The organism is Neobacillus sp. BP17, assembly GCF_059579525.1.
On sequence record NZ_CM184198.1, the window covers coordinates 2,828,340 to 2,851,311 of the forward strand.

Consider the following 22,972-nt stretch of genomic DNA (forward strand, 5'->3'; position numbering starts at 1 on the left):
TCCACTTTTCTGTTAATTATACAAATTTAATATTTCCTAATTGAGCTCTACCATTCAAAGTAAATTACAATAGCTTAATCAGCAATTAATTAGAATGAAATTGCATTAAAGTATTCCATTACAGTGGATACTATCTTTGTGTTTTATCAGATTTCTGTAGTCATATTTTTGAGGAAAGGAGGGTATAAAATGAAGTTTCCACATGATTTTTTATTCGGAGCTGCCTCTGCTTCGTATCAAATAGAAGGTGCATGGAATGAAGATGGGAAAGGTGTTACCAATTGGGATGTCTTTTCGAAGATTCCAGGGAAAACTTATGAGGGGACGAACGGAGATGTAGCGATTGATCATTATCATCGTTACAAAGAAGATATTAAATTAATGGCAGAGATGGGGCTTGAATCGTACCGGTTTTCGATTTCTTGGGCGAGGATATTACCAACAGGGGACGGCGACGTTAATGAAAAGGGCTTGGAATTTTATAATAATATCATTAATGAATGTTTAAAGTATGGAATCGTTCCTTTTGTTACCCTGTATCATTGGGATTTGCCATTGACGCTCGAAGAAGATGGAGGATGGACGAATAAACGAACAGCAGAAGCTTTTGTGAAGTATGCAGAAGTGTGTTATCAGGCATTCGGGGACCGTGTAAAACATTGGATTACCTTTAATGAAACAGTGATGTTTACAGGATTAGGCTATTTAAAAGGAGCACATCCACCTGGAATTCAAAACGATGAGAAAAAATACTTCCAAGCAACCCATTATGTGTTTTATGCCCATGCGAAAGCGGTTGAAGTTTATAAGGAACTAAATCAGTACGGAGAAATCGGGATTACCCATGTGTTCTTACCTGCCTTCAGTGTGGATAATCAATCTGAGAATTTATTAGCAGCAAGACATGCCAATGAATATGAAACTTTTTGGTACTATGACCCTATTTTAAAAGGAGAATATCCGTCCTATGTGGTTGAGCAGTTAGAGGAGAAGGGCTGGACACCAATCTGGACAGAAGAAGAGCTAAATGCGTTAAAAAGAAATGCAAGTAAAAATGATTTTATTGGACTTAATTACTATCAGCCAATCCGAGTGGAAAAAAATCATGAAACTGCATCATCGTTGGAACACTCACGAGAAACCTCTACTTTAGCACCAGGAAACCCGTCTTTTGATTATTTCTATCGAACTGTGAAGATGGAGGATAAAACCTATACAAAATGGGGCTGGGAAATCTCGCCGCAAGGATTTTTAGACGGACTGCATATGCTAAAAGATCGTTATGGAGATATTAAAATGTATGTCACTGAAAATGGCCTGGGTGATGAAGATCCGATCATCGAGGGTGAAATTGTTGATGTGCCACGGATAAAATATATTGAGGAACATTTAAAAGTCGTTAAGCGTGCGATTAAAGAAGGCATCCATCTGAAAGGGTATTATGCCTGGTCTGTGATTGATCTTTTGAGCTGGTTAAATGGGTACAAAAAGCAATACGGATTTATCTACGTGGATCATAAGGATCACTTAAACAGAAAGAAAAAGCTTTCATTCCATTGGTATAAGCATATTATTGAGACTCGGGGACAAGAGTTGTAGAGAAAAGAATCCCTTGATTCTTTAATAGTTAACCAGCAAAAGAAATAAGCGGAGAATTTCCGGTTAAATGGAGAATGGAGCTCGTTTCGGGGTAAATAAGCGGAGTTTTTCCTGTTATGCAAAGAAAAATCTCACTTTTTCAAATTTTTTGAGTAAATAGGCGGAATCTCTCCGCCTATTTATGCCTTTTTTAATGATAATTACGAATTAAGCGGAATTTTTCCGTCTATTTTTTCAGATCGGGGCCTAACACATGACTTATAATAACCGGAAACCTCTTGAATTGTTTTTTACTTACTTCGTATGTGACATGCGCCCTTCATCATACATTTTTAAATAGGGATCTTAAAAACGGATTTCAATAGTATAACGCACCTGCTATAAGAAACTGAGGGAAGGAAAATGAAAACATAGGAGGGGCTGAGTATGAAATTCACGATCCAGTATATTCCTCTAACCAAGATCAAGCCAGATTTATCGATGAAAATTACAGAGCACCTTAAGAGACTGCAGAGAGTCATGTGGGATTGCATGTTTGTTTTGGTTGTCAAAAAAAATCGCAAAGATGGCAATTATATTATTGTTAGCGGGCAAGATCGATTCGAATCCCTTAAAAAACATACGAAAAATATTTACGCTCCCTGTATAGTCGATAAAAGCAGTAGTTCCACTGGAATGTTCTCGTGGTTTCATCGATTCCGTAACAAACAACCCCTGGATGACTTTCCTTTAATGCCGGCCAGCTGGTCAATCGTCCGCTCATTTTTAAAGCAAGAACCTCGTTTTAAACAACTATCGCGGTCCGAACAAATCCGAGTTCTTTTTATTGCTGCACATTACAAGAAAACCGTTATTTATTCCATGAGAACCACCGTGAATGAGATTCTAAGAAGTAAAAATTGATTCCCACAACAAAAAACAAGCCCGATTTTGCTTCGTGATTGAAGCGGAAATCGGGCTTTTCATTTCAAAAGCTTTCTACTAAAAAAAAGGTGCACTGTCATGGACACTTGGAGGGAATTATGGATGAACTATTACTGTTGACAGGTATGTTATTATAAACTTATTCTGAAAATTCCCAACAACCGGAGGATAAAAAGACTTGAAACGGATACATTATAGTTGGTTTATTTTATTGATCACATTTTTTTCTATTATCGTAGCAGGAATTGTTCGATCCTCCTCAGGGGTCTTGATTGTCCCTATGGAAAATGCCTTCGGATGGGATCGTTCACTAATCTCGATGGCGTTTGCCCTTAACCTACTGCTATACGGGTTTTCTGGCCCTTTTATGGCGGCGCTGTTAGAGGAAATTGGTTTAAAGAAAATGATGGTTTTGGCGATGTCTACACTAATGGTTGGAGTTTTGCTGACTCTTTTTATGACGGAACCTTGGCAATTAATGATCATTTGGGGAGTAATCATTGGCCTTGGATCGGGGCTGTTCTTAACGATATTAAGCCCTTATGTTGCCAATCATTGGTTTGAAAAAAGAAGGGGAATTGCAGTTGGCATTTTGACTGCGAGTACAGCGACAGGACAACTAATCCTTCTACCGCTGTTAGCGATTATTATCGAAGAATCTTCCTGGAAATGGGCAATTGGTTTTATTCTTATCCTGAGCTTCATTATGTTGATTATCATCCTACTCTTTATGAAGAATTCACCAAAAGAAATAGGGCTGCTTCGTTATGGATTAGAAAAAGAACCGCCTGGACAGCAAGTCGTTGTAAAGAATAATCCAATCATTATCGCCTTTCGTACATTGTTTGAAGCAGTAAAAGTGAAGGAATTTTGGTTACTTGCAGGCAGTTTCTTTATTTGCGGGCTTTCAACAAGTGGATTAATTGGTACTCATTTTATTTCTTATTGTATTGGCTTTGGATTTACGGCAGTTACAGCAGCTTCGATGCTTTCGTTTATGGGGATTTTTGATTTAATTGGAACCACTCTTTCTGGGTGGCTTTCGGATCGGTTTGATAACCGGTGGCTGCTGTTTTGGTATTACGGTTTAAGAGGGGCTTCACTCGTCTTACTTCCCTTAGCACTAGCCAAAGGTTCAATTACGCTACTTATTATTTTTTCCGTTTTTTATGGATTAGATTGGATCGCAACTGTACCACCAACGATTAACATTTCACGGCAAATTTTTGGGATTGAAAAAAGTGTCGTGGTTTATGGCTGGATCTTTGCTGCCCATCAGTTGGGTTCAGCAGTGGCGGCAGGAGGAGGCGGGATCATCTATAATATTTTCAACTCCTATACATGGGCATTTATGCTGGCAGGAATGTTTTGTTTGCTAGCCAGCCTATTTGTGATTGTAATAAAAAAACAAAATGTAAAAGTTGAAGTGAGTCAAACTTATAAAGCCTAAGACAAAGGGCCGAAATCGCAAAACAACTACAAAACATTAAATAATAAAATTAACTCGATACAAGTAAAAAGCATTTCTTTGCAAAAAAGGAATGCTTTTTACTATTTAAAAATAAAAGAATATACTTATAACAACAAGTATATAATTAAAACCAATAAGTTTTTATTGATAAACGATAAATAATGATATAAAATCATATTATAATTAATTATGTGAGGTGCTTTTATGAAACAAGTTACGACACTCTTCTTAAAGGTAGCTGTTATTTTTATAGGAATCCCAGTTCTTGCATTGTGCATCTTTTTGGTACCTGAACTTGGAAATCTTGCAGCAAAATTGCTACCTGATTTTTCTTCTATAAAATATTTCGTTTCCATTATTTTTTATGCATCAGCGATTCCTTTTTACTTTGCTTTGTACCAAGCATTCAAACTGTTACGCCATATTGACAAAAATGAAGCTTTCTCCGAATTGTCTGTAAATGCATTAAAGAAAATCAAACAATGTGCCATCACAATCAGTATCCTGCATGTGCTCGTCTTACCGCTATTCTATCTCTTTGCGGATAAAGACGACGCCCCAGGTGTCATCTTTGTCGGATTGATTGTTCCGTTTGCTTCACTCGTGATTGCAGTTTTTGCAGCTGTTCTCCAGAAGCTTTTAAAAGAAGCGATTGATATAAAATCAGAAAATGATTTAACGGTCTGAGGTGAGAACAATGGCGATAATAATCAATATTGATGTGATGCTGGCGAAAAGGAAAATGAGCGTAACTGAACTTTCGGAAAGGGTTGGGATTACAATGGCGAACCTTTCCATTCTAAAAAATGGGAAAGCAAAAGCGGTTCGTTTTTCCACATTAGAAGCAATATGTAAAGCTTTGGATTGTCAACCTGGAGATATTTTAGAGTACAAAAGCGATGAAACCCCTTAAAAAAATACGTTAAAAAAGGAGAAACATGATGTTTCTCCTTTTTATATAGGATTTTAAGCAAGGACATAAAAGAGCCATACACCATTCTAGGGCTGCTACTTCAGTCTTTAGTAATGCCTCAATAAACGACAACCGGATCATAAGTGCTGAGATTGTCATACACCGTTTTCATAACGCTAGGCGGGGTGTTGACACAGCCATGGGATCCATTGCTTTTATAGATATTACCACCAAAGTTTGACCTCCAGTTGGCATCGTGGAATCCCTGCCCGTCATTCGTAAAAGGGGCCCAATATTGAACCGGTGTCTGATACGTAATTTTTCCGTTTTCTCTGCCCGTTAGAACAGCAGGTGTTTGCTTATAAAGGATATACCACACTCCTGGTGATGTATCATGTTGGGTACTATGATTGCCTGTAACCACATTCGTTGTGACGACTAACTTCCCATTTTTGTATATCCAAATTCGCTGCGCTGCTATGGAGACTTCAGCATACGTATTGCCAATCCCATTGTTCTTGACAGTGTCATATCCGTAGCCTTCACCTTTCCATCCATTTCCGTAAATATTCGAGGCGGAAACTGATTTCTTCCCACTTTCAAAAGCTTTCACAATACGGGGGATTTCTTTATCAACATTTATGGCCCAGCCATAGCCTTTTCCTTTAACCGATATGACCGAACCTGAATGGGTCTTGAATGTGAAATCCTTGTTTAGTGTGGACTGAGAATGGTTAATTTCAGCAATCTTTTTCTTAACCTCACCCTCATCATTAATCTTAATCTGCAAATCTTTTGTAATAGATGCATTTTTAATTAATTCTTTTGCGGATAACTTAAAAACTTTGTTCTGTACTTTATAATCAACGGTCTGCACAAGGAATTCTTCTAGCATTTTCTGTTGATTTTTTATAAACTCGCTGTATTCTTTAATGGGCTGTATGTAGACTGGATTGAGATAGATTTCACTAACATAATTGTGTTTTTCAAAGTCCTTCAAAAGACTAGGGACATCATACTGATCTCCGCTAACACTGTTAGTGACAACAATTTGACCTTTTACTAAACGAACCTCCGCATCTTTTGGCTTTTTTAACGTTTGATTCATGGCTAACAGCTTTTCTTCCACTTGCTTTTTTAACGTTTGGTTTCGATATTGATCTTGTTTACTAGGCCATAAGGAATAATTATTCGCTTTTGATGAAGGAAAAAACGTCCACTGGCCCTTTAGTATTTTTTTGACTTGGGGCAGGTCACTTTTCATAAATCCCATTTTTGTATCTTTTCCATCGAAAACTTGTTGATCACCGACATAGACGGTATTTTTCAATATAGTAGTTTTTAATTTCTTTAATGCCTGATCAGCGGTCATTCCACCCACGTTTATCCCATTAATCTTGATATTTGAATTAAAATGGTTTGCTTGATAGTACCAGATTGCTGCAATCAAGAGTATGATCATGAAGAGAAGACTTCCGGTAATAAACCTCCAGTTTGCGAACCACTTTACTGAATTTTCGCGTTTTAAGTCCATTTCTTTAGTTACTGCTGTGCTTTCCATAAAGTTCCCTCCTAAATCTGATGATATTCAAGCTTTAAATATTTCATTCTCTTAAACTATGTATTTATGTCATAGATTACAGTTTGATTACATTTATACAACTATTCTAACAAATGTAACCGTCGAACATTGTCAGATTTTGTATTTGCTTAAATTTATTTAATTGTTGTAAATGCAATAAAATTAGGTTACATTTTATTCATATTACTTTTTATAGTAAATGCAACAAAAAAACGAAGAAAGGAGAAAAATCATGAAAGAAATTCTACGCGAAATTGGAATGATCGCAAGGGCCTTGGATTCGATAAGTAATATAGAATTTAAAGAATATGACCTGACAAAAGGGCAGTATTTGTACCTTGTTCGAATATGTGAAAATCCAGGAATCATTCAAGAGAAGTTAGCTGAAATGATAAAGGTAGACAGAACAACTGCAGCTCGTGCGATAAAAAAACTTGAAATGAGTGGTTTTATAGAAAAAAAAGAGGACCAACAAAACAAGAAAATAAAAAAACTCTTTCCAACGGAAAAAGGGAATTATGTTTATCCTTTCATAAGAAGAGAAAATGATTATTCCAACATGGTAGCATTAGAGGGCTTTTCCGAAAGGGAAGTAGAAACCATGTTTACTCTTCTTCAAAGAGTTCGAAAAAATATTGAAGTAGACTGGGAATTTGTAAAAAAGGGGAACAAGAGAAATTATTAGTTAATAAAGGAGTGACAAAATTAAAATGACTATAATCATAAAGAAGTGTACCCTTGAAGATTTACATACACTACAAGAAATTAGTTACGAAACATTTAATGAAACATTTAAAGACCAGAACTCACCCGAAAATATGAAAGCCTATTTAGAAAGGGCATTCAACTTAAATCAATTAGAAAAAGAATTATCCAATATTTCTTCTGAATTCTTTTTTGTATATTTTAATAAAGACGTCGCTGGATATTTAAAAATCAATACCAAAGAGGCTCAGTCTGAGGAAATGGGGGATGAATCACTTGAAATCGAGAGGATTTATATAGGGATCAAATTTCAAAAACAAGGGCTTGGAAAGTATTTGATAAATAAAGCTATGGAAATAGCAATCGAACGTAATAAAAAGAAAATCTGGCTGGGCGTATGGGAAAAAAATGAAAATGCTATTGCTTTTTATAAGAAAATGGGGTTTGTTCAAACTGGCGCACACTCTTTTTATATGGGTGATGAGGAACAAATAGATTTTATTATGACAAAAACGCTAAAATAAAACTTATCATTTATAGGAATAGAAGAGGCTGCCTCGCAGCCTTTTATATAAAATTACTTAGGTGTGTCATTCACTTCATTTGCCACACGGATCCCGGATTCAATTGCCCCTTGAATCCAGCCGTGGGTAAGGCCGGTATGTTCACCAGCAAAGTGTACTCTTCCCTCGGGTGTAGAAATATACGGATATAGCTCAACGTCCTGACCCGGTTCAAAAGAGGTAAAACCTCCGCAAGAATATGGGTTTTTACTCCAGCTAAAAGCAGCTCCCGTTACGAATTCTGAATAAACCTGATTCCCAAATATTTCAGCCAAGTTCTTTAGTGCAATTTGGATCATCTCTCTTTCAGATAGACTCTCCAAGGTTAAAGCCTCATCTGCCCAAGTATAACTCGCAATAACAACCGCAGGTCCTTTTGAACCAATACCATAGCTTGGATAATAGGAAAATCGAATGGGAAGATCGGTGATTGATTTACCACCTAATTGCCCTGCTTTCTCCCAAAATCTACTTTTAAACTCGATGGCAATCTTAGAGGAGCCCATATAATTGAGTTCACGAATCGCTGTCCTTTTAAAATAGGAGAAGGATTCATAGGGCTCGACTTGCACAAACCGGAGCGTTGAAAATGGAATAGTCACGATGGCAAGGTCACCAGTCATGCTTAAGCTCTGATCGGTCTTCTGGTGCTTACAATGAATGGTTACATTGTTTTGATGTTGAGATATTTTCATTAATTTTTGGTTAAACAAAATATTTTCGTATAATTGTGGTTGAAAGGCTTTAGGCAATAGATCCATTCCACCCGTTATTTCATAAAAATTCTTCGTTCCGCTTAAGATGATGAGTTCTCGTAATATCTCTACAAAGGTCATCCCCATATACGCTTCCAAGTCAATAAGCACACCAATCATATCATTTGCACCGACAGAAAAATAGTAGTCTAAGAAAGAGCCTAACGATAGATTTCTATATTGCTTTTCTATAAGAGGCCAATTCTTTTTTGGATCTTTGTTTATATAATCGATGATCGGTTGGACGACAGATAACAAAAGTTCTTCCGCTGATTTTCCTTTTTCATTTGGAGTAACGGGGTATTTTAAAATGCTGGGATCCTTCTCATACAATTGAAGCCTTGTTTTAATGCCATTGGCGTAGAGGATGTCATTTGGAGTTCGGTTTATAAATAGATTGGTAGGCAACTTAAATTTTTTAATATATTCAATGGTTAATTGATGTTTTTCGGGAATTCGCATCGGTCCGGCATTAAAATATAAGTTCTCGCTAAAAGGCGTTCTTATTGTATAAACACGTCCGCCCACTCTATCATTTGCTTCCAAAATGGTGACACTATGATCAGCTTCCTTTAATAAAGAGGCCGCGACGAGTCCAGCCATGCCTGCACCAATAATCATAATCTGTTTAGGATTTTGAGATTTCTTCAGACCATTTTTAATGATGGTCAGCATTTGCTGCTCAGTTAATGGGGAATTCATCTATTGGGGCAACCTCCTTTGCGTTTCCCAATAATTGCCTTATTTCATTATATACAGGGAAAAGGCTGCATATGTGCAATTTATGACTCTCAAGGCTTGTCTTTTCGGATTAAGAAAATCAACCATTTCTTTTACTAAACGTATGTGCTATAACATAGGAGAGAAGGACCCTCCAATTATGAGGATATGGTCCTATTAAAAGGAGGGGATCGTTATGAGAGTAGAACCGACGGAATATTTTGTGAATAATTTACGCTATATCATTAGGTCTGCAAATGAGACGGATGCAATGAGCTTGTCAGAAGTTAGATTGCAGATCGATGGGGAAACAGAGAATTTGGATAGAGAAAAAGGCGAAGCGTTTATTGATGAATCAGGTTTCAAACAGATAATTAAAGAAGATACAGAAAGTAAGAGTAATATTTTTTTAGTTGTTGAGGTCAATGAGAGAATTGTAGGTTTTTCCAGATGCGAAGGAAGCAAATTGAAAAGATTTGCACATAAAGTGGAATTTGGCGTCTGTGTTTTAAGAGAATTCTGGGGATATGCAATCGGGAAAAACTTATTAAAAGAATCTGTCCAATGGGCGGACTCAAACGGAGTTAAGAAAATATCGTTGGCTGTTCTCGAAACCAATGATAAAGCCATTAAACTCTATGAAAAATTTGGTTTTGAAGTGGAAGGTATTTTAAAAAAGGACAAGATCCTGTCTGATGGAAATTACTATCATACGATATTGATGGGAAGGTTTCATGACTTATAAGAATAAGGAGAATTAGATGAAAAATAATGTTTTGTTTGACACTAATAAAATCGACCGGGAAGCATTCCCTTATTATTACGACTACGGCAAAATCGTTTCTACCATTCAAGAAAAACTCGTTAATGAAGTGGGAATCGACTTTCAAATGTATTCTGATGAAGATACCTCCAATGAAATTTGGGACATTCTTGAGGAAGACTTGAAAGAGGAATCTCCGGAAGTACAATTGATTTGTCATATTTATAAAGAAGGGGAGACCAAGACCATCTCATCTAACCATACCGATAAGGTGATGGAGCTGATTATTAAACCACGGATTATCAACGGTCTCTTTTACTATCCAAACTATCAGGTGGCGCTAGCAAGATTAGTCATTTATCAAATTGATGGGGAAATGACTCGTGATTTTATTTTTGCCAAAAATGATGCGTGCTTAGTAGCCTTTTTGAAGTATGTCCTTAAAAGAAAAAGAGAATATATTAAGAACTATGTCACTGTTTTTACGGATACGGAAGATGGTGTGGAAACAGAAATTGATAGTATTACTACATTGGTTAGAAGAGAAGATGTTTTTTTAGAGGATTCATTAAAGCGTGAAATTTACCGTTCGATTGACGAATTCTTCTCGGAAAGCGGTCAGTTTTTCAAAACCTATGACATTCCTTATAAGCGAGGAATTCTGCTCTACGGGAAGCCTGGTAATGGTAAGACCACCCTCGTGAAATCGATCGCCAGCAGCATTAACGCTCCAGTTGCTTATTGGCAGATCACAGAATTTACATCGAGTTATACCATAAAAGAGGTCTTTACATCGGTATTGAAGTTAACACCATTGGTATTAGTTATTGAGGATATTGATTCCATGCCAGCGAGTGTCCGTTCTGTCTTCTTGAACATCTTAGACGGTGCTACTTCGAAGGAAGGTATTTTCATCATTGGGACGACAAATTATCCTGAAAAAATTGACCCTGCACTTATGAATCGCTCTGGCCGGTTTGACCGTGCGTATGAGATTCATGTGCCGACGAAGGAGCTCCGTTATCAGTATTTATTAAATAAGAATATTGCTCGAATTCTTTTAGAGGACGAGATTCAACAGGTCATTGATTCGACTAAGGATTTCTCCTATGCGCAGCTCAATGAATTATATACATCGATTGCCCTTGAATGGCATTATGAACAAAAAGTGGATGTGAATCGTCTTTGTGCAGACTTAAAATCGCTGCAGCAAAAACAACAAAAACAAGAATGGGATCAAGATCTTTCTTCTGCCTCGATTGGATTTTCAGGGTTTAGTGATGAGTATTAATTTTTATAAAGTGGTTTGCTTATGAGAGTGATTGGTATTGATTTAGCGGGTCCAAGTAATCACAAAGATACTGTATTGACTGTATTTGACCAACAAAGTGGTCAATTAAATTTCTTGAATTTAATTAGGAATATAGGGGATTTGGATATTTTAAAAGAAATAGAGGCTCAAAGTCAATTAGATGAAGTCGTTATCGGGATCGATGCCCCTTTATCGTATGAAGATGGGGGAGGGGATCGGCTAGGGGATAAACAGCTTCGTCAGTATATTGTCTCAATTGGGATGAAACCTGGATCCATCATGCCGCCAACCTTAAATCGAATGGTATATCTTACTCTTAGAGGAATTAAGCTTAGTAGAGAAATAGGGTATCTAGCTGCAAGATATCCGATTTCGATTGTGGAGGTGCATCCAGGTGCAGTGATTGGATCAAGACTTCTTGAAAGGGATCTGGAATATGTCTTGAGCTACAAACAAATTCTCACAGCAAGAACCTGGATTCGAGACTGGTTTGCGGAGCAAAAATTAACCAAGCTTCCTGTTTTTATTGATGAGGAAAGCCATTTGATTGATGCCTGTGCTGCTGCATTAGGAGCATGGCATTGGAAGGATCCATCATTGCAGCCAAATTGGTCATTCCCCCCAAATCCTCCTTTGCATCCTTTTGGATATTGTTGTTAGCCATTCTTTCTACCACAGTATTTGATACTGTGGTGTTTTTTTGATCTCAGAGACAAACATCGTTAGATCGAGTAACTGAATGATGGTTGATTAGTAAGAAAAAGCTAGTTGTGTGGTAACCATAGGAAGTCTAAGATGCCCATAGTGGTGGAAAAAACGCTCAACTGTAACCATAGGGAGTCTATGATACCCATAGTGGTGGAAAAAACAGCTCAACGGTAACCATAAAGAGTCTATGATGCCCAGAGTGGTGGGAAAAACAGGTCAACGGTAACCATAGGGAGTCTATGATGCTCATAGTGGTGGAAAAAACAGGTCAATGGTAACCAAAGGGAGTCTATGATTGTTGCTATGCTCTTAAGTTTCCGGCTTTTTAATTTTAAATTATTTGAATTCTCTAAATTAAATATAAATTTCATCTATTACACTTGTTTTCTTCCTAAAAATTACCTATAATTAATTTTACCACTATTGCCCAATTGTTTACCTGCCATTACTTTTTCACTAGATAAAATAAAAGAAGTGCCCCTATAGGGACACTCATTTAAAATTGGTTTAGTTGGATCTTTCTTCTAACCAATCCGCTATCGTTGGGTACGTTATTTTTGTGGCTTGACTGCCAAAAGTAATCGAAGTATGTCCAACAGGTAACACTTTAAATTCTTTATCCTTACTTGAAATCACATTCATCAATGCCTCGACTTGATGTGGCGGGGCAATTAGGTCGTTTACCCCAGCTAAATTGAGCACATTAGCCTTGATATTTTCAAGTTTAACCTTTTTACCTCGAATAACCATTTCGCCTTTGATCAGTTTATTATTTTGGTAGAAGTCTCTAATCCACTGACGGTAGGCTTCACCAGGAAAAAGAATCCCGTCATTTAACCATTTTCGTAGAAGTTTAAAGCTTTTAATAAATTTCTCATTATCAGCACGCTCTACGAGACTAATTAATGGTCCAAAGTTGGTTCCCATTGGATTGATCATTTTATTTCCAAAGTCAATCATTTCTGGTGGAATCACACCAAGGGTTTCTACGACTTTATTAATATCAAAATAGCGCTCATCCAGCATCGGACCATATGAACCGCTATTTTCAAAATTAAACGGACTAGTCATAAAGATAAGGTTGCGAATTGGTAATTCAGGGTGTAGTGCCGCAAATGCAGACGTAATCGTTCCACCCATGCAATAACCAAGAATCGATACTTCTTCAGCTTTAGATTTTCTCAATACCTTACGAACTGCACGAGGGATATAGTCCATAATGTAATCATCTAGTTTCATATTTCTATCTTCGTAACCTGGTGTACCCCAGTCAAGAAGATAAACATCAAACCCACGCTCAACTAGATATTCTATTAAACTGCCACCTTTAGTTAAATCCAAGATATATGGTTTATTGATTAGAGCATAAACTAAAAGAAGGGGAGTTTTATATTTTTTTGGTTGGTCAGAAATATACCGGTAAAGCTTCGTTTTATTTCTAGTCCAAACAACTTCTTTCGGTGTAGGTGCTACTTCCGGTTCAGGCTCGGTCGTTAACACTTGAGTTGCCCTGTAAACACGTTGATACATCTCTTGATACTTTTCAGGTGCAAATTCGAGTACACCATTCCATTCTTTTGGCATCAAAACGTTAATGACTGTTCACTCCTTACAAAATTTATTTACTCTCTTAATATATAAAGAAAGTTGTACCTTCATGACAATTACATGTAAAGTCCACCGTTAATATTTAATTGTTGACCAGTGATATAGTCACCATCTTTACATAAGAAAACAACACCACGAGCAATTTCTTCTGGTTTACCTAAACGTTTTTGTGGAACTTTTTCAACGATTCCTGCAAGAACTTTTTCAGGAATGGCTTGAACCATCTCAGTACCAATAAATCCAGGGCAAATCGCATTAACAGTTACATTGCTTTTAGCAAGCTCAAGAGCAAGGGATTTAGTATATCCAATAAGTCCTGCTTTTGCTGCTGCATAGTTGGTTTGTCCAAAGCCGCCCGCTTGGCCAATAATGGATGAAATGTTGATAATGCGGCCAGCATCTGATTCAAGAAGGTAAGGTAGAGCAGCAGAAGTATTGTTGTAAACACTGTTTAAATTTACATCAATTACTTTTCTCCAATCTTCTTCGCTCAATTTTTTGAACGTGCTGTCTCTTGTAATTCCTGCATTATTAACTAGGATATCTAATTTGCCGTAATGGTTGATCGTTTCTTGTACAAGGTATGCTGCTTCATTACTTTCTGAAACATCTGCTTGAACAGCGTATGCCTCTCCACCAAACTCATTAATTTCTGCGACTACTTTATCTGCTAATTCTTTACGGATATTATAGTTAATAACAACTTTCGCGCCATTCTTAGCTAGTTCTAATGCAATCGATGCACCGATACCTCTGCTGCCGCCTGTTACAATCGCTACTTTGCCTTTTAATTCTGTCATTTTTCTGCACCTCATCTATAGTAGTTGTTTAAATAATCCTGCTGATTTAATCCATTATTTTGTATTACATGCTAATATGTAATCCGTTTTTATTTCTTTTCTTTTTGTGTATTTAACAGAGTAAGAATTTGATTCAATTTATTATCCAAATTCTTCACATCTTTTTTAACATTTGACAATTCTGATTTAAATGACAACTGACCTTCATTATTTTCTAATTTTTCTTCCAGTTTTTCTTCAAGGTCGTCAACTTTTGCATCCACATTAACAATTAACGATGAAATGTTAGCGATGTCATTTCGAGATGGGACATTCATAAACTCTAAATATTTTAATGTAGATTCATCAATCATTTTTTTAAATTGAAGATTCATCTCCAACAACTGTCCCATCCCTTGAGAAGGGTAATCATTGCCGAATTTTTCATCAAATAATTTGCTGGATTGGGAATAAATATCTTTCCACATATCATAAACATTAAAGTCTTCCGTACCCAATTTTCCATCAAATAATTTACTAGATTGGGAATAAAAATCTTTCCACATATCATAAAAATTAAAATCTTGGTTCATTCTTTCTACCTCCTTGATTACTTTTTTGTTGACGTATCCATCATACTAACTTGTTTGGAATATTAAAAGTGAAAGTTTAAAAATTCACAAAATACATTTCTTCATTTTTTGACAAAATTCTCACTTTTTCGCGAAATGACCTAGGAATTTAACAGAAGTTATAAGTAGAAAGAATTTAGCATACTATGGTTAAAAATGGTAATAATGGGCTTCGTCCCCCTTATTATAATTGTTTTGTTGTTTTCTTTATCAATGTGCCTTGGGATGATGATGAGTGTAGTTGTTCTTTTGAGAATAGTAAAAATGAGGTGATAGTATTGGAATTTAATGAAAAGGTCGTGTTAATTACTGGTGGTGCACAAGGAATCGGCAAAGAAACGGCAAAACAATTTCTTCAAGAGGGTGCAAGTGTTGTAATTTGTGATTATGATGAGTCAGCTGGGAAAAATGCATTAGAAGAATTAAATAGTGAAAAGTTAGCGTTTTTTAAAGTGGATGTAACAGACAGTGCACAGATTGAAAAGATGGTCAGTGCCACAGTAGAAAAGCACGACCGAATCGACATTCTCATCAATAATGCTGGAATTACACTAGACGGCTTTCTTACAAAAATGGATGAATCCGCTTGGGAAAAAGTAATTTCTGTAAACCTCTCCGGGGTTTTTAAATGTACGAAAGCGGTTGCTCCTTATATGTTAAAGCAGGGGGCAGGGGTTATTCTCAACGCATCCTCAGTGGTCGGTTTATATGGGAATATTGGTCAAACAAATTATGCGGCAACCAAAGCTGGTGTAATTGGGTTGACCAAGAGCTGGGCAAAAGAATTTGGTCCAAAAGGGATTAGGGTCAATGCAGTCGCTCCAGGCTTCATTGAAACAGGCATGACGGCTGCCGTGCCAGATAAAGTCCTTGAGTTTATGAAGGAAAAGACACCGCTCAAGAAACTTGGAAAACCAGAAGACATTGCCGCAGCATACTTATTTTTAGCTTCAGATAAAGCCAATTATATAAACGGAACGATCTTAAGTGTGGATGGGGGATTAGTAATTTAAATTGCATAGCCAAAGCTAAGAGGGAGAATTTGGTTTTCTCTCTCTTTTTTATTGTTAATATTTTGAATAAATAATATTGAAAAATAATTCAAATAAATATTTTTCTACAAAATTCGTCATTTTTTAATGTATTTCAACATAAATGCCCTTACACTATTGTTTTTTTTGAATGTGACATTTTCCGTTGCCATTCATTGGTTTAATCCCTAATTTTTAAAAAAGTTTAATAGGTTTTTGATTAATAAAGGGTGAAAGTAATAATACATAACTCTGAATTTGTCGAATTGTTTGTCGCAAAAAGTAGGGCTAAATGTAGTAAAATTTGTGAGGAATTATTCAAATACATAAATCAGCTTTGGAGGAGATCAGAATGTCAGTAAATGAAGTTGTCATTGTAAGTGCCGTAAGAACAGCTATTGGTAGTTTCTTAGGGAGTTTAGAAAATGTATCAGCCACTCAGTTAGGTACAACTGTCATTAAAGCAGCTATTGAAAAAGCTGGAATTAATCCAAATGATGTGGATGAAGTTATTATGGGGAACGTATTACAAGCAGGATTAGGACAAAATCCGGCAAGACAAGCTTCTCTAGCAGCGGGTATTCCTCAAGAGTCACCAGCTTTTACAATTAATAAGGTTTGTGGATCAGGCTTGAAGGCTGTTCACTTAGCAACACAAGCCATTCTTGCAGGGGAGTCTGAAATCGTTGTTGCAGGTGGAATGGAAAGTATGAGTCAAGCTCCATACTTGTTAAAAGGCGGACGCAACGGTTTCAAAATGGGCGATCAGAAAATGTTAGACAGCATGATTCAAGACGGTTTATGGTGTGCGGAAAATAACTATCATATGGGAATCACAGCTGAAAATCTTGCTGAAAAGTATGAAATCTCACGTGCAGAACAGGATGAATTTGCTGCATGGAGTCAGCAAAAGGCTCAAGCAGCGATTGAATCGAATCGCTTTGCTGATGAAATCGTTCCTGTTGAGGTACCTGGAAGAAAAGGACAAGTAACATTATTCAGCCAAGATGAGTTCCCTCGTTTTGGAGCAACTGCAGAAGGTTTAGGTAAACTTCGTCCTGCATTTAAAAAAGATGGATCTGTTACTGCTGCTAATGCTTCAGGCATTAACGACGGTGCGGCTGCATTTGTTGTGATGAGCCGTAAAAAGGCAGAGGAATTAGGAGTTACTCCTCTCGTAACAATCAAAGCGAATGCTTCTGCAGGTGTAGATCCGAGTATTATGGGAATCGGACCTGTCCCAGCTGTGAAAAAAGCTCTTAATTCAGCGTCTTTATCATTAGAAGACATTGACCTAATTGAAGCAAATGAGGCATTTGCTGCTCAATCAATCGCAGTTGATCGCGAGCTTCATTTTAGTAAAGAAAAACTAAATGTTAACGGCGGTGCGATTGCACTTGGCCACCCAATCGGTGCAAGTGGAGCAAGAATTTTGGTAACTTTAATTCATGAAATGAAGAAAAGAGAAAACCAATATGGTTTAGCTACATTATGTGTTGGCGGTGGACAAGGCGTAGCAACCATCATCGAAAATATTAAGTAATAAAGAATAGATTTTCACAAAAATGGCTTGGAGATTACTCCAAGCCATTTTACTATGTGCAGATTATCTTTCTACTTCGATGTGCTGGAAGCCGTTATGTGTGGCATAGACTTCATACCATTTGTAGGTTGGTGTTTTGAACCACTCATATTGCGGCAAATATACCAAATATCTTATATTGCCATCGGCATCATGAATTGTTTTAAAGATTTTTACAGGACCAATACCATGTAAATATCCTTCCATTCCATCGCGAACCCTATTTTTTTCCGCTTCCTTTTCTTCCTTATATAACCTCATCAGCCCATCCATAAAGATACTTAGCAACACCAGGGTAATAGCAATTAACCCGAAAATCAATAAATTGAACAATAGATTGCCCTCCTTACGTTTTTTAAAGAATCATATGTATGATTACTGCACTCCTAATCTAATTAACTCTTGAGATCTCTCAACTCCTTTAGTGGGATAGCTTCAGTTTGATTGTATCTCCGCCAAAGAAGAAAAGGTGTGACGAAAAATACATGAAGCGCATATAAAAAATGAAATATTCGTGAATTTTCACCTGAAAAAAGGATAATTTTAGGAGGGATTCTCGGTGTGAGATATTTTTAGGTCCAATTAACCTTAGAATTATATGATAGAATTAATTTAATTTTTACAATTAAGAAAGGTGGGACTTACATGATATTGGAAGCGGTTATGCTTACGGTTAGGCCAGGGATGGAAGAGGAGTATGAGGAGGCATTTCGTCAGGCCTCAGAAATCATCGCATCCATGAAAGGGTACATATCTCACGAATTACAGCGTTGTCTTGAAGTGAAGGGGAAATATTTATTATTGATTAAGTGGGAAACTCTAGAAGATCATACCGTTGGATTTAGGCAATCCAATGAGTATCAAGTTTGGAAAAGCTTATTACATCATTTCTATGATCCTTTTCCGACTGTGGAACATTTTGAGAACATCCCGCTATTCTAGAAATTACTTTTAATTCAGCTGTACAAAGGAACTGCTAAGCAAAGCAACCACAGATGACTATCAAATTGTAAAATAGTAGCAAAGAAAATGGCGTCCGTATAAACTGGCACCATTTTTTTCATATTTAGCTTCATAGGGCATGATAGACAATTAAAAGAACTCCTAAAAAAATCAAACCTTTACATAATTGTGAAACATTTTACCTAATATAGGAAGGCAAGTTACTGTATCTTTTGTTAATGATGTAAATTTTTTTGATAAATCAATTTCTATCTAAAACTACGAATTAGAAGAAGGTGCATGATGGGAAAATATTGTTATCGGTCATTCACGATCCTTTCTTTAATTTTGCTCTTTTTACTTTTGTCATCCTGTAGTCAGTCACAAAGAAAAGAGGCAGAATCCAGTACGAATAAAACTCCTCGCGAGGTATTAGGTTTCTATACAGAACAGGAAGGCACGTTACCAGGGTCCCAACCTACAGTTAACTCACAATTCAATAATTTAAGTATCATCGCACCCTTTTGGTATAAGCTTGATGATAAGCGACCGGGCAATCTTATAGATTCAGTTACCGAAGATCATAAAAGAATGGTTATTCAGGGTGCACATGAAAAACACCTAAAGGTATATATGGTTGTACATAATCTCTTTTATGAAACGGAGGAGAAGGGAAAGCGGGTAGCGAGTAATATACTCAAAAGCGATAAAAACCGCAATGTTTTCATTCAGAACGTACGCGATGAAATGCATCAGTTTAACTATGAAGGGATTAATATTGACATGGAAAATTTGTATTTGACTGACCGTGATTCCTTTAGTTTACTGATAAAAAAATTATCTGAATCACTACATCGTGACGGAAAAGTTGTAACCGTTTCAGTTCCGGCAAACACAGGTGATTCCCGTGCTAATCCCTGGTCAGCGTGGTTTGATTACGAAAAGCTTGGTCAATATTCAGATAGATTAATGATTATGACATACGATGAACACAACCCAAGAACAACACCCGGATCAACAGCATCAGTCAATTGGATAGAAGCAACGATTGATTATGCTTTGAAACATAAAGTACCACCATCCAAAATTTTACTCGGTATCGCTACTTATGGATGGAACTGGGATACAACAGCAAACAAAGCCTTGTATAGCTCCTATGCAATGTTAATGAGTCAGAAAACAAAATATAAAGCGAAAGTTAAATGGGACTCTCGTACAAAGACACCTCATTTCAGTTACGTAGATAATAAAAATCATAGCCACCAGGCTTGGTTTGAGAATGGCCACAGTCTGCGGTTTAAGCTAAATCTTGTAGAGAAATATGACTTACGGGGAATAGGGCTTTGGAGACTTGGCTTAGAAGACCCGATGTACTGGACGACCATATCCGAGAAAATAAAAGTAAAAAAGTGATGGAATGGTCAAGAAACCAGAAGTGATTCCAATCAAATCGCGAAGTTTTATATAATAAAGACAAGGTATATTTCAATAAAATGTAAGACAATCTATGAAAAAAACAATGAGGTGTCTTGTGTGTCTTCCATTCATAAAACCAAATTGACTTCCGCCGAGATTGCTGCCCTCTGGACACAATATTTAAACGAAACAGCAGGGATTTGCTTTCACCAACATATGATGGAACACCTGGAAGACAAGGAAATCAGAGATGTTTTTGAATATGCAATGTCTCTTGGTACCCAACATTTAGAGAAAATAAAAGAGTTCTTAATCCAAGAAGGTTTTCCAGTGCCAATCGGATTTACGAATCATGACCTGATACCAAACACTCCACGTCTTTTTTCTGATGTTTTGTGTTTGCATTATTTAAATATTATGACCATCCATGGCTGTCATGGGTACAGCGGCGCGATCACCACAAGTGCTCGACAGGACGTTCGTGAATATTTCACGCGTTGTAATGCATCTGCCGTTGAATTGTGTAATCGGACCAAGAATGTTTTGTTAGAAAAAGGCTTATACTATCGTCCCCCTGTGGTTTTACCACCTGAAAAGCCAGATTATGTCAAAGACGAAAACTTTTTAGCGGGATGGTTTGGTGAAAAACGACCATTAAGTTGTATTGAAATTACCGATATTTATTTTAATTTGAAGAAGAGCATAATGGCGAAAGCCGTCACAGTGGCCTTTTGGCAAGTCGCTCAGTCTAAGAACGTTCGAGACTTTCTATTAAAAGCATTGAAAACAAAAGACAGCCACATCCAAATGTTCAATGACCTTTTAAATAAGGAAAATCTGCCTGCACCACCCACTTTAGAAGCAGAAGTGACGAATTCCACCACTTCTCCGTTTTCTGAAAAGCTAATGATGTATCAAGTCGGATTTTTATTTACAACTGCGATGGTGTATTACGGAACGGGATGGGCATCGTCTCCCAGGAGGGATTTAACCCCGCATTATATGATGGCAATTTCTGGTGACGTAAAAATAGGAAACGATTGGCTCGACATGATGATTGATATCGGTTGGCTGGAACAACCTCCTTTAGCCGAAAACAGAGCGGAATTAGCGATGAAGAATAAATAAGGGTATAAAAGAGATTCAATATGATAAACTCAAACCTTTGTTGTCTATACAATAATGTAAAAAAGATGGGAGCGCTAACGCGTTCCCTTTTCTTAATATTAATATCTATTTTTTTACGTAAAAAATAGGATTTTAAATATACCTATAGAAATTGACACGTAGAGAAATGGCACCATTGAGTTTTAGAGGAAAATTAAATGATAGGTTGTACACATAATGGACATTATTAATTTATAAGGGGGGAATCAGGTGGAGGAAATAGATATGCATCATATTTTCGAACTTGGACTTACATTAATCATGATCGCAGCTGGTATCACAGCCATCTCTAAAAAATTAAAGCAGCCTTATCCAATTGCCTTAGTTATAGTTGGGACTATTATTGGCCTGGTAAATATTCCAGCATTATCTCCTTTAAAGGATTTTATTACAGAAGGTGAAGTTTTTAACTTTGTTATCATTACACTCTTCTTGCCCGCTTTATTAGGCGAAGCGGCTTTAAAGCTTCCTTTTTCCCATTTAAAAGAGAATAAAGGTCCTATTCTTGCTTTAGCTTTTGGAGCTACTCTGTTATCCTTTCTTATTGTCGGTTTTTCTACGATATGGCTTTTAGATTTTTCGATTCCTACCGCATTTGTGTTTGCTGCTCTAATGAGTGCCACTGACCCTGTCAGTGTGATCTCCATTTTTAAAAGCGTTGGCGTAAATAAAAGGCTCGCAACTGTCATTGAGGGAGAAAGTTTATTTAATGATGGACTGGCGGTCGTCCTATTTAAAATTTCTGCTTTCTATTTACTTACATATATGGATCTTGGGGCAGTCGGGATTGGATATGGATTATGGGAATTTATTAAAGTGATTTCCCTTGGACTCATCATTGGCGGTGCACTTGGATATGGTTTTTCTAAACTAACTAGTTACTTTGACGATTACCCATTAGAAATTATCTTTAGTGTGCTCCTTTTTTACGGTTCATTCTTACTAGCTGAGGCCGTCCATGCCTCAGGAGTCATCGCGGTTGTTGTCGCTGCACTGATTTTTGGAAATTATGGAGCAAGTATTGGGATGAGCCCGACGACGAAGCTAAATATTAATAATTTTTGGGAGGTTACTGCACTATTGGCCAATTCAGTCGTCTTCCTAATGGTTGGATTGGAAATAACCCAGATTAACTTAGCGGACAAATGGGGGTTAGTTTTTCTTGCCATTTTGATTGTTCTCATTGCCAGAAGTATTGCAGTTTATGTAAGTCTATTATTCACCAGTAATTTTCCAACTCCCTGGAAACACGTGATCAACTGGGGGGGTTTAAAAGGCTCTTTATCCATAGCACTTGTATTAAGTCTTTCTCATGAATTTACCGGTAGGGAAGATATATTAATTGCCGCGTTTAGTGTGGTATTGTTTTCTTTAATATTTCAAGGAATATCTATTAGACCGCTATTATCCGTCTTAGGGCTTAATAAAAAAGAAGAAGGGGATAAAGAATATGAAGAACTGATTGCAAGGGGACATAGATTTGAAACAGCCATAAATGAAATACACACCGTTAAAAAAAATTTGTTCATCACCGAAACAGCAGCTAAAGAGGTGATTACAGAATATGAACAGGAACTTTCTGTATTACAGAGCAAAATGGAGCAACTTTTTAAAAAGTATCCCAGTCTGAAAGAAAAACAACAATCGATCCTACAAAAACATGCCTTATATGCTCAGCATGGAGCAATTGAGAAATTGGTCAAGGAAGATATTATCTCAAATAAAGTGGCAGAGCTTGAACATAACCTTATTACTGACAAGATCGTGGAATTAGAGGATTTACATTAATTAATATATGTA

Annotated in this window: 22 protein-coding genes; 16 read left to right on the forward strand and 6 right to left on the reverse strand. The window is 36.8% G+C overall.

The features are described from left to right. Nucleotides 1-189 precede the first annotated feature (189 nt). The 5 genes from AC4QJR_RS13705 to AC4QJR_RS13725 all read left to right on the forward strand — a co-directional run bounded on the left by AC4QJR_RS13705 (nucleotide 190) and on the right by AC4QJR_RS13725 (nucleotide 4,907). Entirely contained in the window at nucleotides 190-1,599 is a 1,410-nt protein-coding gene (locus AC4QJR_RS13705; RefSeq protein ID WP_496526558.1) for a GH1 family beta-glucosidase, read from the forward strand. Nucleotides 1,600-2,025: 426 nt separating this feature from the next. After that, on the forward strand, nucleotides 2,026-2,502 hold the full coding sequence (locus AC4QJR_RS13710) for a hypothetical protein (RefSeq protein ID WP_098574683.1): 477 nt from the start codon (nucleotides 2,026-2,028) through the stop codon (nucleotides 2,500-2,502). 199 nt (nucleotides 2,503-2,701) lie between these two features. Further along, nucleotides 2,702-3,973 (forward strand): MFS transporter, encoded by a 1,272-nt coding sequence (locus tag AC4QJR_RS13715; protein WP_496526559.1) that lies wholly within the window; start codon nucleotides 2,702-2,704, stop codon nucleotides 3,971-3,973. A 225-nt stretch (nucleotides 3,974-4,198) separates the two neighbouring features. Beyond that, nucleotides 4,199-4,681 (forward strand): DUF2975 domain-containing protein, encoded by a 483-nt coding sequence (locus AC4QJR_RS13720; protein WP_098574681.1) that lies wholly within the window; start codon nucleotides 4,199-4,201, stop codon nucleotides 4,679-4,681. A gap of 10 nt (nucleotides 4,682-4,691) precedes the next feature. Next, complete coding sequence (locus tag AC4QJR_RS13725) at nucleotides 4,692-4,907, forward strand: helix-turn-helix domain-containing protein (RefSeq protein ID WP_098574680.1); 216 nt, start codon at nucleotides 4,692-4,694, stop codon at nucleotides 4,905-4,907. A 118-nt stretch (nucleotides 4,908-5,025) separates the two neighbouring features. Here AC4QJR_RS13725 and AC4QJR_RS13730 read toward each other — a convergent pair whose 3' ends face one another. Next, a complete protein-coding gene (locus AC4QJR_RS13730; RefSeq protein WP_496526560.1) occupies nucleotides 5,026-6,468 on the reverse strand; it encodes a L,D-transpeptidase family protein in 1,443 nt (480 codons plus the stop codon). 253 nt (nucleotides 6,469-6,721) lie between these two features. Here AC4QJR_RS13730 and AC4QJR_RS13735 point away from each other — a divergent pair, with 253 nt between their 5' ends. Both AC4QJR_RS13735 and paiA read left to right on the forward strand, forming a co-directional pair. Then, the gene (locus AC4QJR_RS13735; RefSeq protein WP_375375982.1) at nucleotides 6,722-7,174 is read left to right on the forward strand and encodes a MarR family winged helix-turn-helix transcriptional regulator; all 453 of its coding nucleotides are present in this window, start codon (nucleotides 6,722-6,724) and stop codon (nucleotides 7,172-7,174) included. 25 nt (nucleotides 7,175-7,199) lie between these two features. Then, nucleotides 7,200-7,718 (forward strand): spermidine/spermine N(1)-acetyltransferase, encoded by a 519-nt coding sequence (gene paiA / locus AC4QJR_RS13740; protein WP_496526561.1) that lies wholly within the window; start codon nucleotides 7,200-7,202, stop codon nucleotides 7,716-7,718. Between the two features lie 53 nt (nucleotides 7,719-7,771). Here the strand turns inward: paiA and AC4QJR_RS13745 are convergent, their stop codons facing one another. Beyond that, nucleotides 7,772-9,214, reverse strand: coding sequence for a flavin monoamine oxidase family protein (locus AC4QJR_RS13745; protein ID WP_496526562.1), 1,443 nt, complete (start codon nucleotides 9,212-9,214; stop codon nucleotides 7,772-7,774). Between the two features lie 214 nt (nucleotides 9,215-9,428). Here AC4QJR_RS13745 and AC4QJR_RS13750 point away from each other — a divergent pair, with 214 nt between their 5' ends. Genes AC4QJR_RS13750 through AC4QJR_RS13760 form a run of 3 tightly spaced genes read left to right on the forward strand, consistent with a single transcriptional unit; the run spans nucleotide 9,429 to nucleotide 11,967 of the window. Beyond that, nucleotides 9,429-9,977, forward strand: coding sequence for a GNAT family N-acetyltransferase (locus AC4QJR_RS13750; protein WP_496526563.1), 549 nt, complete (start codon nucleotides 9,429-9,431; stop codon nucleotides 9,975-9,977). A 16-nt stretch (nucleotides 9,978-9,993) separates the two neighbouring features. Then, complete coding sequence (locus AC4QJR_RS13755) at nucleotides 9,994-11,286, forward strand: ATP-binding protein (RefSeq protein WP_496526564.1); 1,293 nt, start codon at nucleotides 9,994-9,996, stop codon at nucleotides 11,284-11,286. Between the two features lie 21 nt (nucleotides 11,287-11,307). Beyond that, a complete protein-coding gene (locus AC4QJR_RS13760) occupies nucleotides 11,308-11,967 on the forward strand; it encodes a DUF429 domain-containing protein (protein ID WP_496526565.1) in 660 nt (219 codons plus the stop codon). A 555-nt stretch (nucleotides 11,968-12,522) separates the two neighbouring features. On the opposite strand, the gene phaC is transcribed toward AC4QJR_RS13760, so the two are convergent. The 3 genes from phaC to AC4QJR_RS13775 all read right to left on the reverse strand — a co-directional run bounded on the left by phaC (nucleotide 12,523) and on the right by AC4QJR_RS13775 (nucleotide 14,995). Then, nucleotides 12,523-13,599, reverse strand: a complete 1,077-nt coding sequence (gene phaC / locus AC4QJR_RS13765; RefSeq protein WP_098574672.1) for a class III poly(R)-hydroxyalkanoic acid synthase subunit PhaC — start codon at nucleotides 13,597-13,599, stop codon at nucleotides 12,523-12,525. 80 nt (nucleotides 13,600-13,679) lie between these two features. Beyond that, the gene (locus AC4QJR_RS13770) at nucleotides 13,680-14,423 is read right to left on the reverse strand and encodes a 3-oxoacyl-ACP reductase (RefSeq protein ID WP_496526566.1); all 744 of its coding nucleotides are present in this window, start codon (nucleotides 14,421-14,423) and stop codon (nucleotides 13,680-13,682) included. Nucleotides 14,424-14,512: 89 nt separating this feature from the next. After that, the gene (locus AC4QJR_RS13775; RefSeq protein WP_098574670.1) at nucleotides 14,513-14,995 is read right to left on the reverse strand and encodes a polyhydroxyalkanoic acid synthase subunit PhaR; all 483 of its coding nucleotides are present in this window, start codon (nucleotides 14,993-14,995) and stop codon (nucleotides 14,513-14,515) included. A gap of 317 nt (nucleotides 14,996-15,312) precedes the next feature. Here AC4QJR_RS13775 and fabG point away from each other — a divergent pair, with 317 nt between their 5' ends. Next, nucleotides 15,313-16,047: a 3-oxoacyl-ACP reductase FabG gene (fabG, locus tag AC4QJR_RS13780; RefSeq protein ID WP_251459960.1), complete on the forward strand. Its 735-nt coding sequence runs from the start codon at nucleotides 15,313-15,315 to the stop codon at nucleotides 16,045-16,047. 370 nt (nucleotides 16,048-16,417) lie between these two features. Further along, nucleotides 16,418-17,608: an acetyl-CoA C-acetyltransferase gene (locus AC4QJR_RS13785; RefSeq protein ID WP_098574668.1), complete on the forward strand. Its 1,191-nt coding sequence runs from the start codon at nucleotides 16,418-16,420 to the stop codon at nucleotides 17,606-17,608. A 63-nt stretch (nucleotides 17,609-17,671) separates the two neighbouring features. Here the strand turns inward: AC4QJR_RS13785 and AC4QJR_RS13790 are convergent, their stop codons facing one another. Next, nucleotides 17,672-17,980 carry a hypothetical protein gene (locus AC4QJR_RS13790; protein WP_098574667.1) on the reverse strand — a complete coding sequence of 103 codons (309 nt, stop codon included), beginning with the start codon at nucleotides 17,978-17,980 and terminating at the stop codon, nucleotides 17,672-17,674. Nucleotides 17,981-18,292: 312 nt separating this feature from the next. Here AC4QJR_RS13790 and AC4QJR_RS13795 point away from each other — a divergent pair, with 312 nt between their 5' ends. The 4 genes from AC4QJR_RS13795 to AC4QJR_RS13810 all read left to right on the forward strand — a co-directional run bounded on the left by AC4QJR_RS13795 (nucleotide 18,293) and on the right by AC4QJR_RS13810 (nucleotide 22,960). After that, nucleotides 18,293-18,589 carry an antibiotic biosynthesis monooxygenase family protein gene (locus AC4QJR_RS13795; RefSeq protein ID WP_496526567.1) on the forward strand — a complete coding sequence of 99 codons (297 nt, stop codon included), beginning with the start codon at nucleotides 18,293-18,295 and terminating at the stop codon, nucleotides 18,587-18,589. A gap of 303 nt (nucleotides 18,590-18,892) precedes the next feature. Further along, nucleotides 18,893-20,002, forward strand: coding sequence for a glycosyl hydrolase family 18 protein (locus AC4QJR_RS13800; RefSeq protein ID WP_496526568.1), 1,110 nt, complete (start codon nucleotides 18,893-18,895; stop codon nucleotides 20,000-20,002). A gap of 120 nt (nucleotides 20,003-20,122) precedes the next feature. Continuing rightward, entirely contained in the window at nucleotides 20,123-21,133 is a 1,011-nt protein-coding gene (locus AC4QJR_RS13805; RefSeq protein ID WP_496526569.1) for a DUF3231 family protein, read from the forward strand. Nucleotides 21,134-21,382: 249 nt separating this feature from the next. Further along, nucleotides 21,383-22,960 (forward strand): cation:proton antiporter, encoded by a 1,578-nt coding sequence (locus AC4QJR_RS13810; RefSeq protein ID WP_496526570.1) that lies wholly within the window; start codon nucleotides 21,383-21,385, stop codon nucleotides 22,958-22,960. The last annotated feature ends 12 nt before the right edge of the window (nucleotides 22,961-22,972 follow it).

Bases quoted from the DNA above. Each gene is read 5' to 3' on its own strand.
- AC4QJR_RS13705 (WP_496526558.1), top strand. From the start codon at position 190: ATGAAGTTTCCACATGATTTTTTATTCGGAGCTGCCTCTGCTTCGTAT.
- AC4QJR_RS13710 (WP_098574683.1), top strand. From the start codon at position 2,026: ATGAAATTCACGATCCAGTATATTCCTCTAACCAAGATCAAGCCAGAT.
- AC4QJR_RS13720 (WP_098574681.1), top strand. From the start codon at position 4,199: ATGAAACAAGTTACGACACTCTTCTTAAAGGTAGCTGTTATTTTTATA.
- AC4QJR_RS13725 (WP_098574680.1), top strand. From the start codon at position 4,692: ATGGCGATAATAATCAATATTGATGTGATGCTGGCGAAAAGGAAAATG.
- AC4QJR_RS13730 (WP_496526560.1), bottom strand. From the start codon at position 6,468: ATGGAAAGCACAGCAGTAACTAAAGAAATGGACTTAAAACGCGAAAAT.
- AC4QJR_RS13735 (WP_375375982.1), top strand. From the start codon at position 6,722: ATGAAAGAAATTCTACGCGAAATTGGAATGATCGCAAGGGCCTTGGAT.
- paiA (WP_496526561.1), top strand. From the start codon at position 7,200: ATGACTATAATCATAAAGAAGTGTACCCTTGAAGATTTACATACACTA.
- AC4QJR_RS13745 (WP_496526562.1), bottom strand. From the start codon at position 9,214: ATGAATTCCCCATTAACTGAGCAGCAAATGCTGACCATCATTAAAAAT.
- AC4QJR_RS13750 (WP_496526563.1), top strand. From the start codon at position 9,429: ATGAGAGTAGAACCGACGGAATATTTTGTGAATAATTTACGCTATATC.
- AC4QJR_RS13755 (WP_496526564.1), top strand. From the start codon at position 9,994: ATGAAAAATAATGTTTTGTTTGACACTAATAAAATCGACCGGGAAGCA.
- AC4QJR_RS13760 (WP_496526565.1), top strand. From the start codon at position 11,308: ATGAGAGTGATTGGTATTGATTTAGCGGGTCCAAGTAATCACAAAGAT.
- phaC (WP_098574672.1), bottom strand. From the start codon at position 13,599: ATGCCAAAAGAATGGAATGGTGTACTCGAATTTGCACCTGAAAAGTAT.
- AC4QJR_RS13770 (WP_496526566.1), bottom strand. From the start codon at position 14,423: ATGACAGAATTAAAAGGCAAAGTAGCGATTGTAACAGGCGGCAGCAGA.
- AC4QJR_RS13775 (WP_098574670.1), bottom strand. From the start codon at position 14,995: ATGAACCAAGATTTTAATTTTTATGATATGTGGAAAGATTTTTATTCC.
- AC4QJR_RS13785 (WP_098574668.1), top strand. From the start codon at position 16,418: ATGTCAGTAAATGAAGTTGTCATTGTAAGTGCCGTAAGAACAGCTATT.
- AC4QJR_RS13795 (WP_496526567.1), top strand. From the start codon at position 18,293: ATGATATTGGAAGCGGTTATGCTTACGGTTAGGCCAGGGATGGAAGAG.
- AC4QJR_RS13800 (WP_496526568.1), top strand. From the start codon at position 18,893: ATGGGAAAATATTGTTATCGGTCATTCACGATCCTTTCTTTAATTTTG.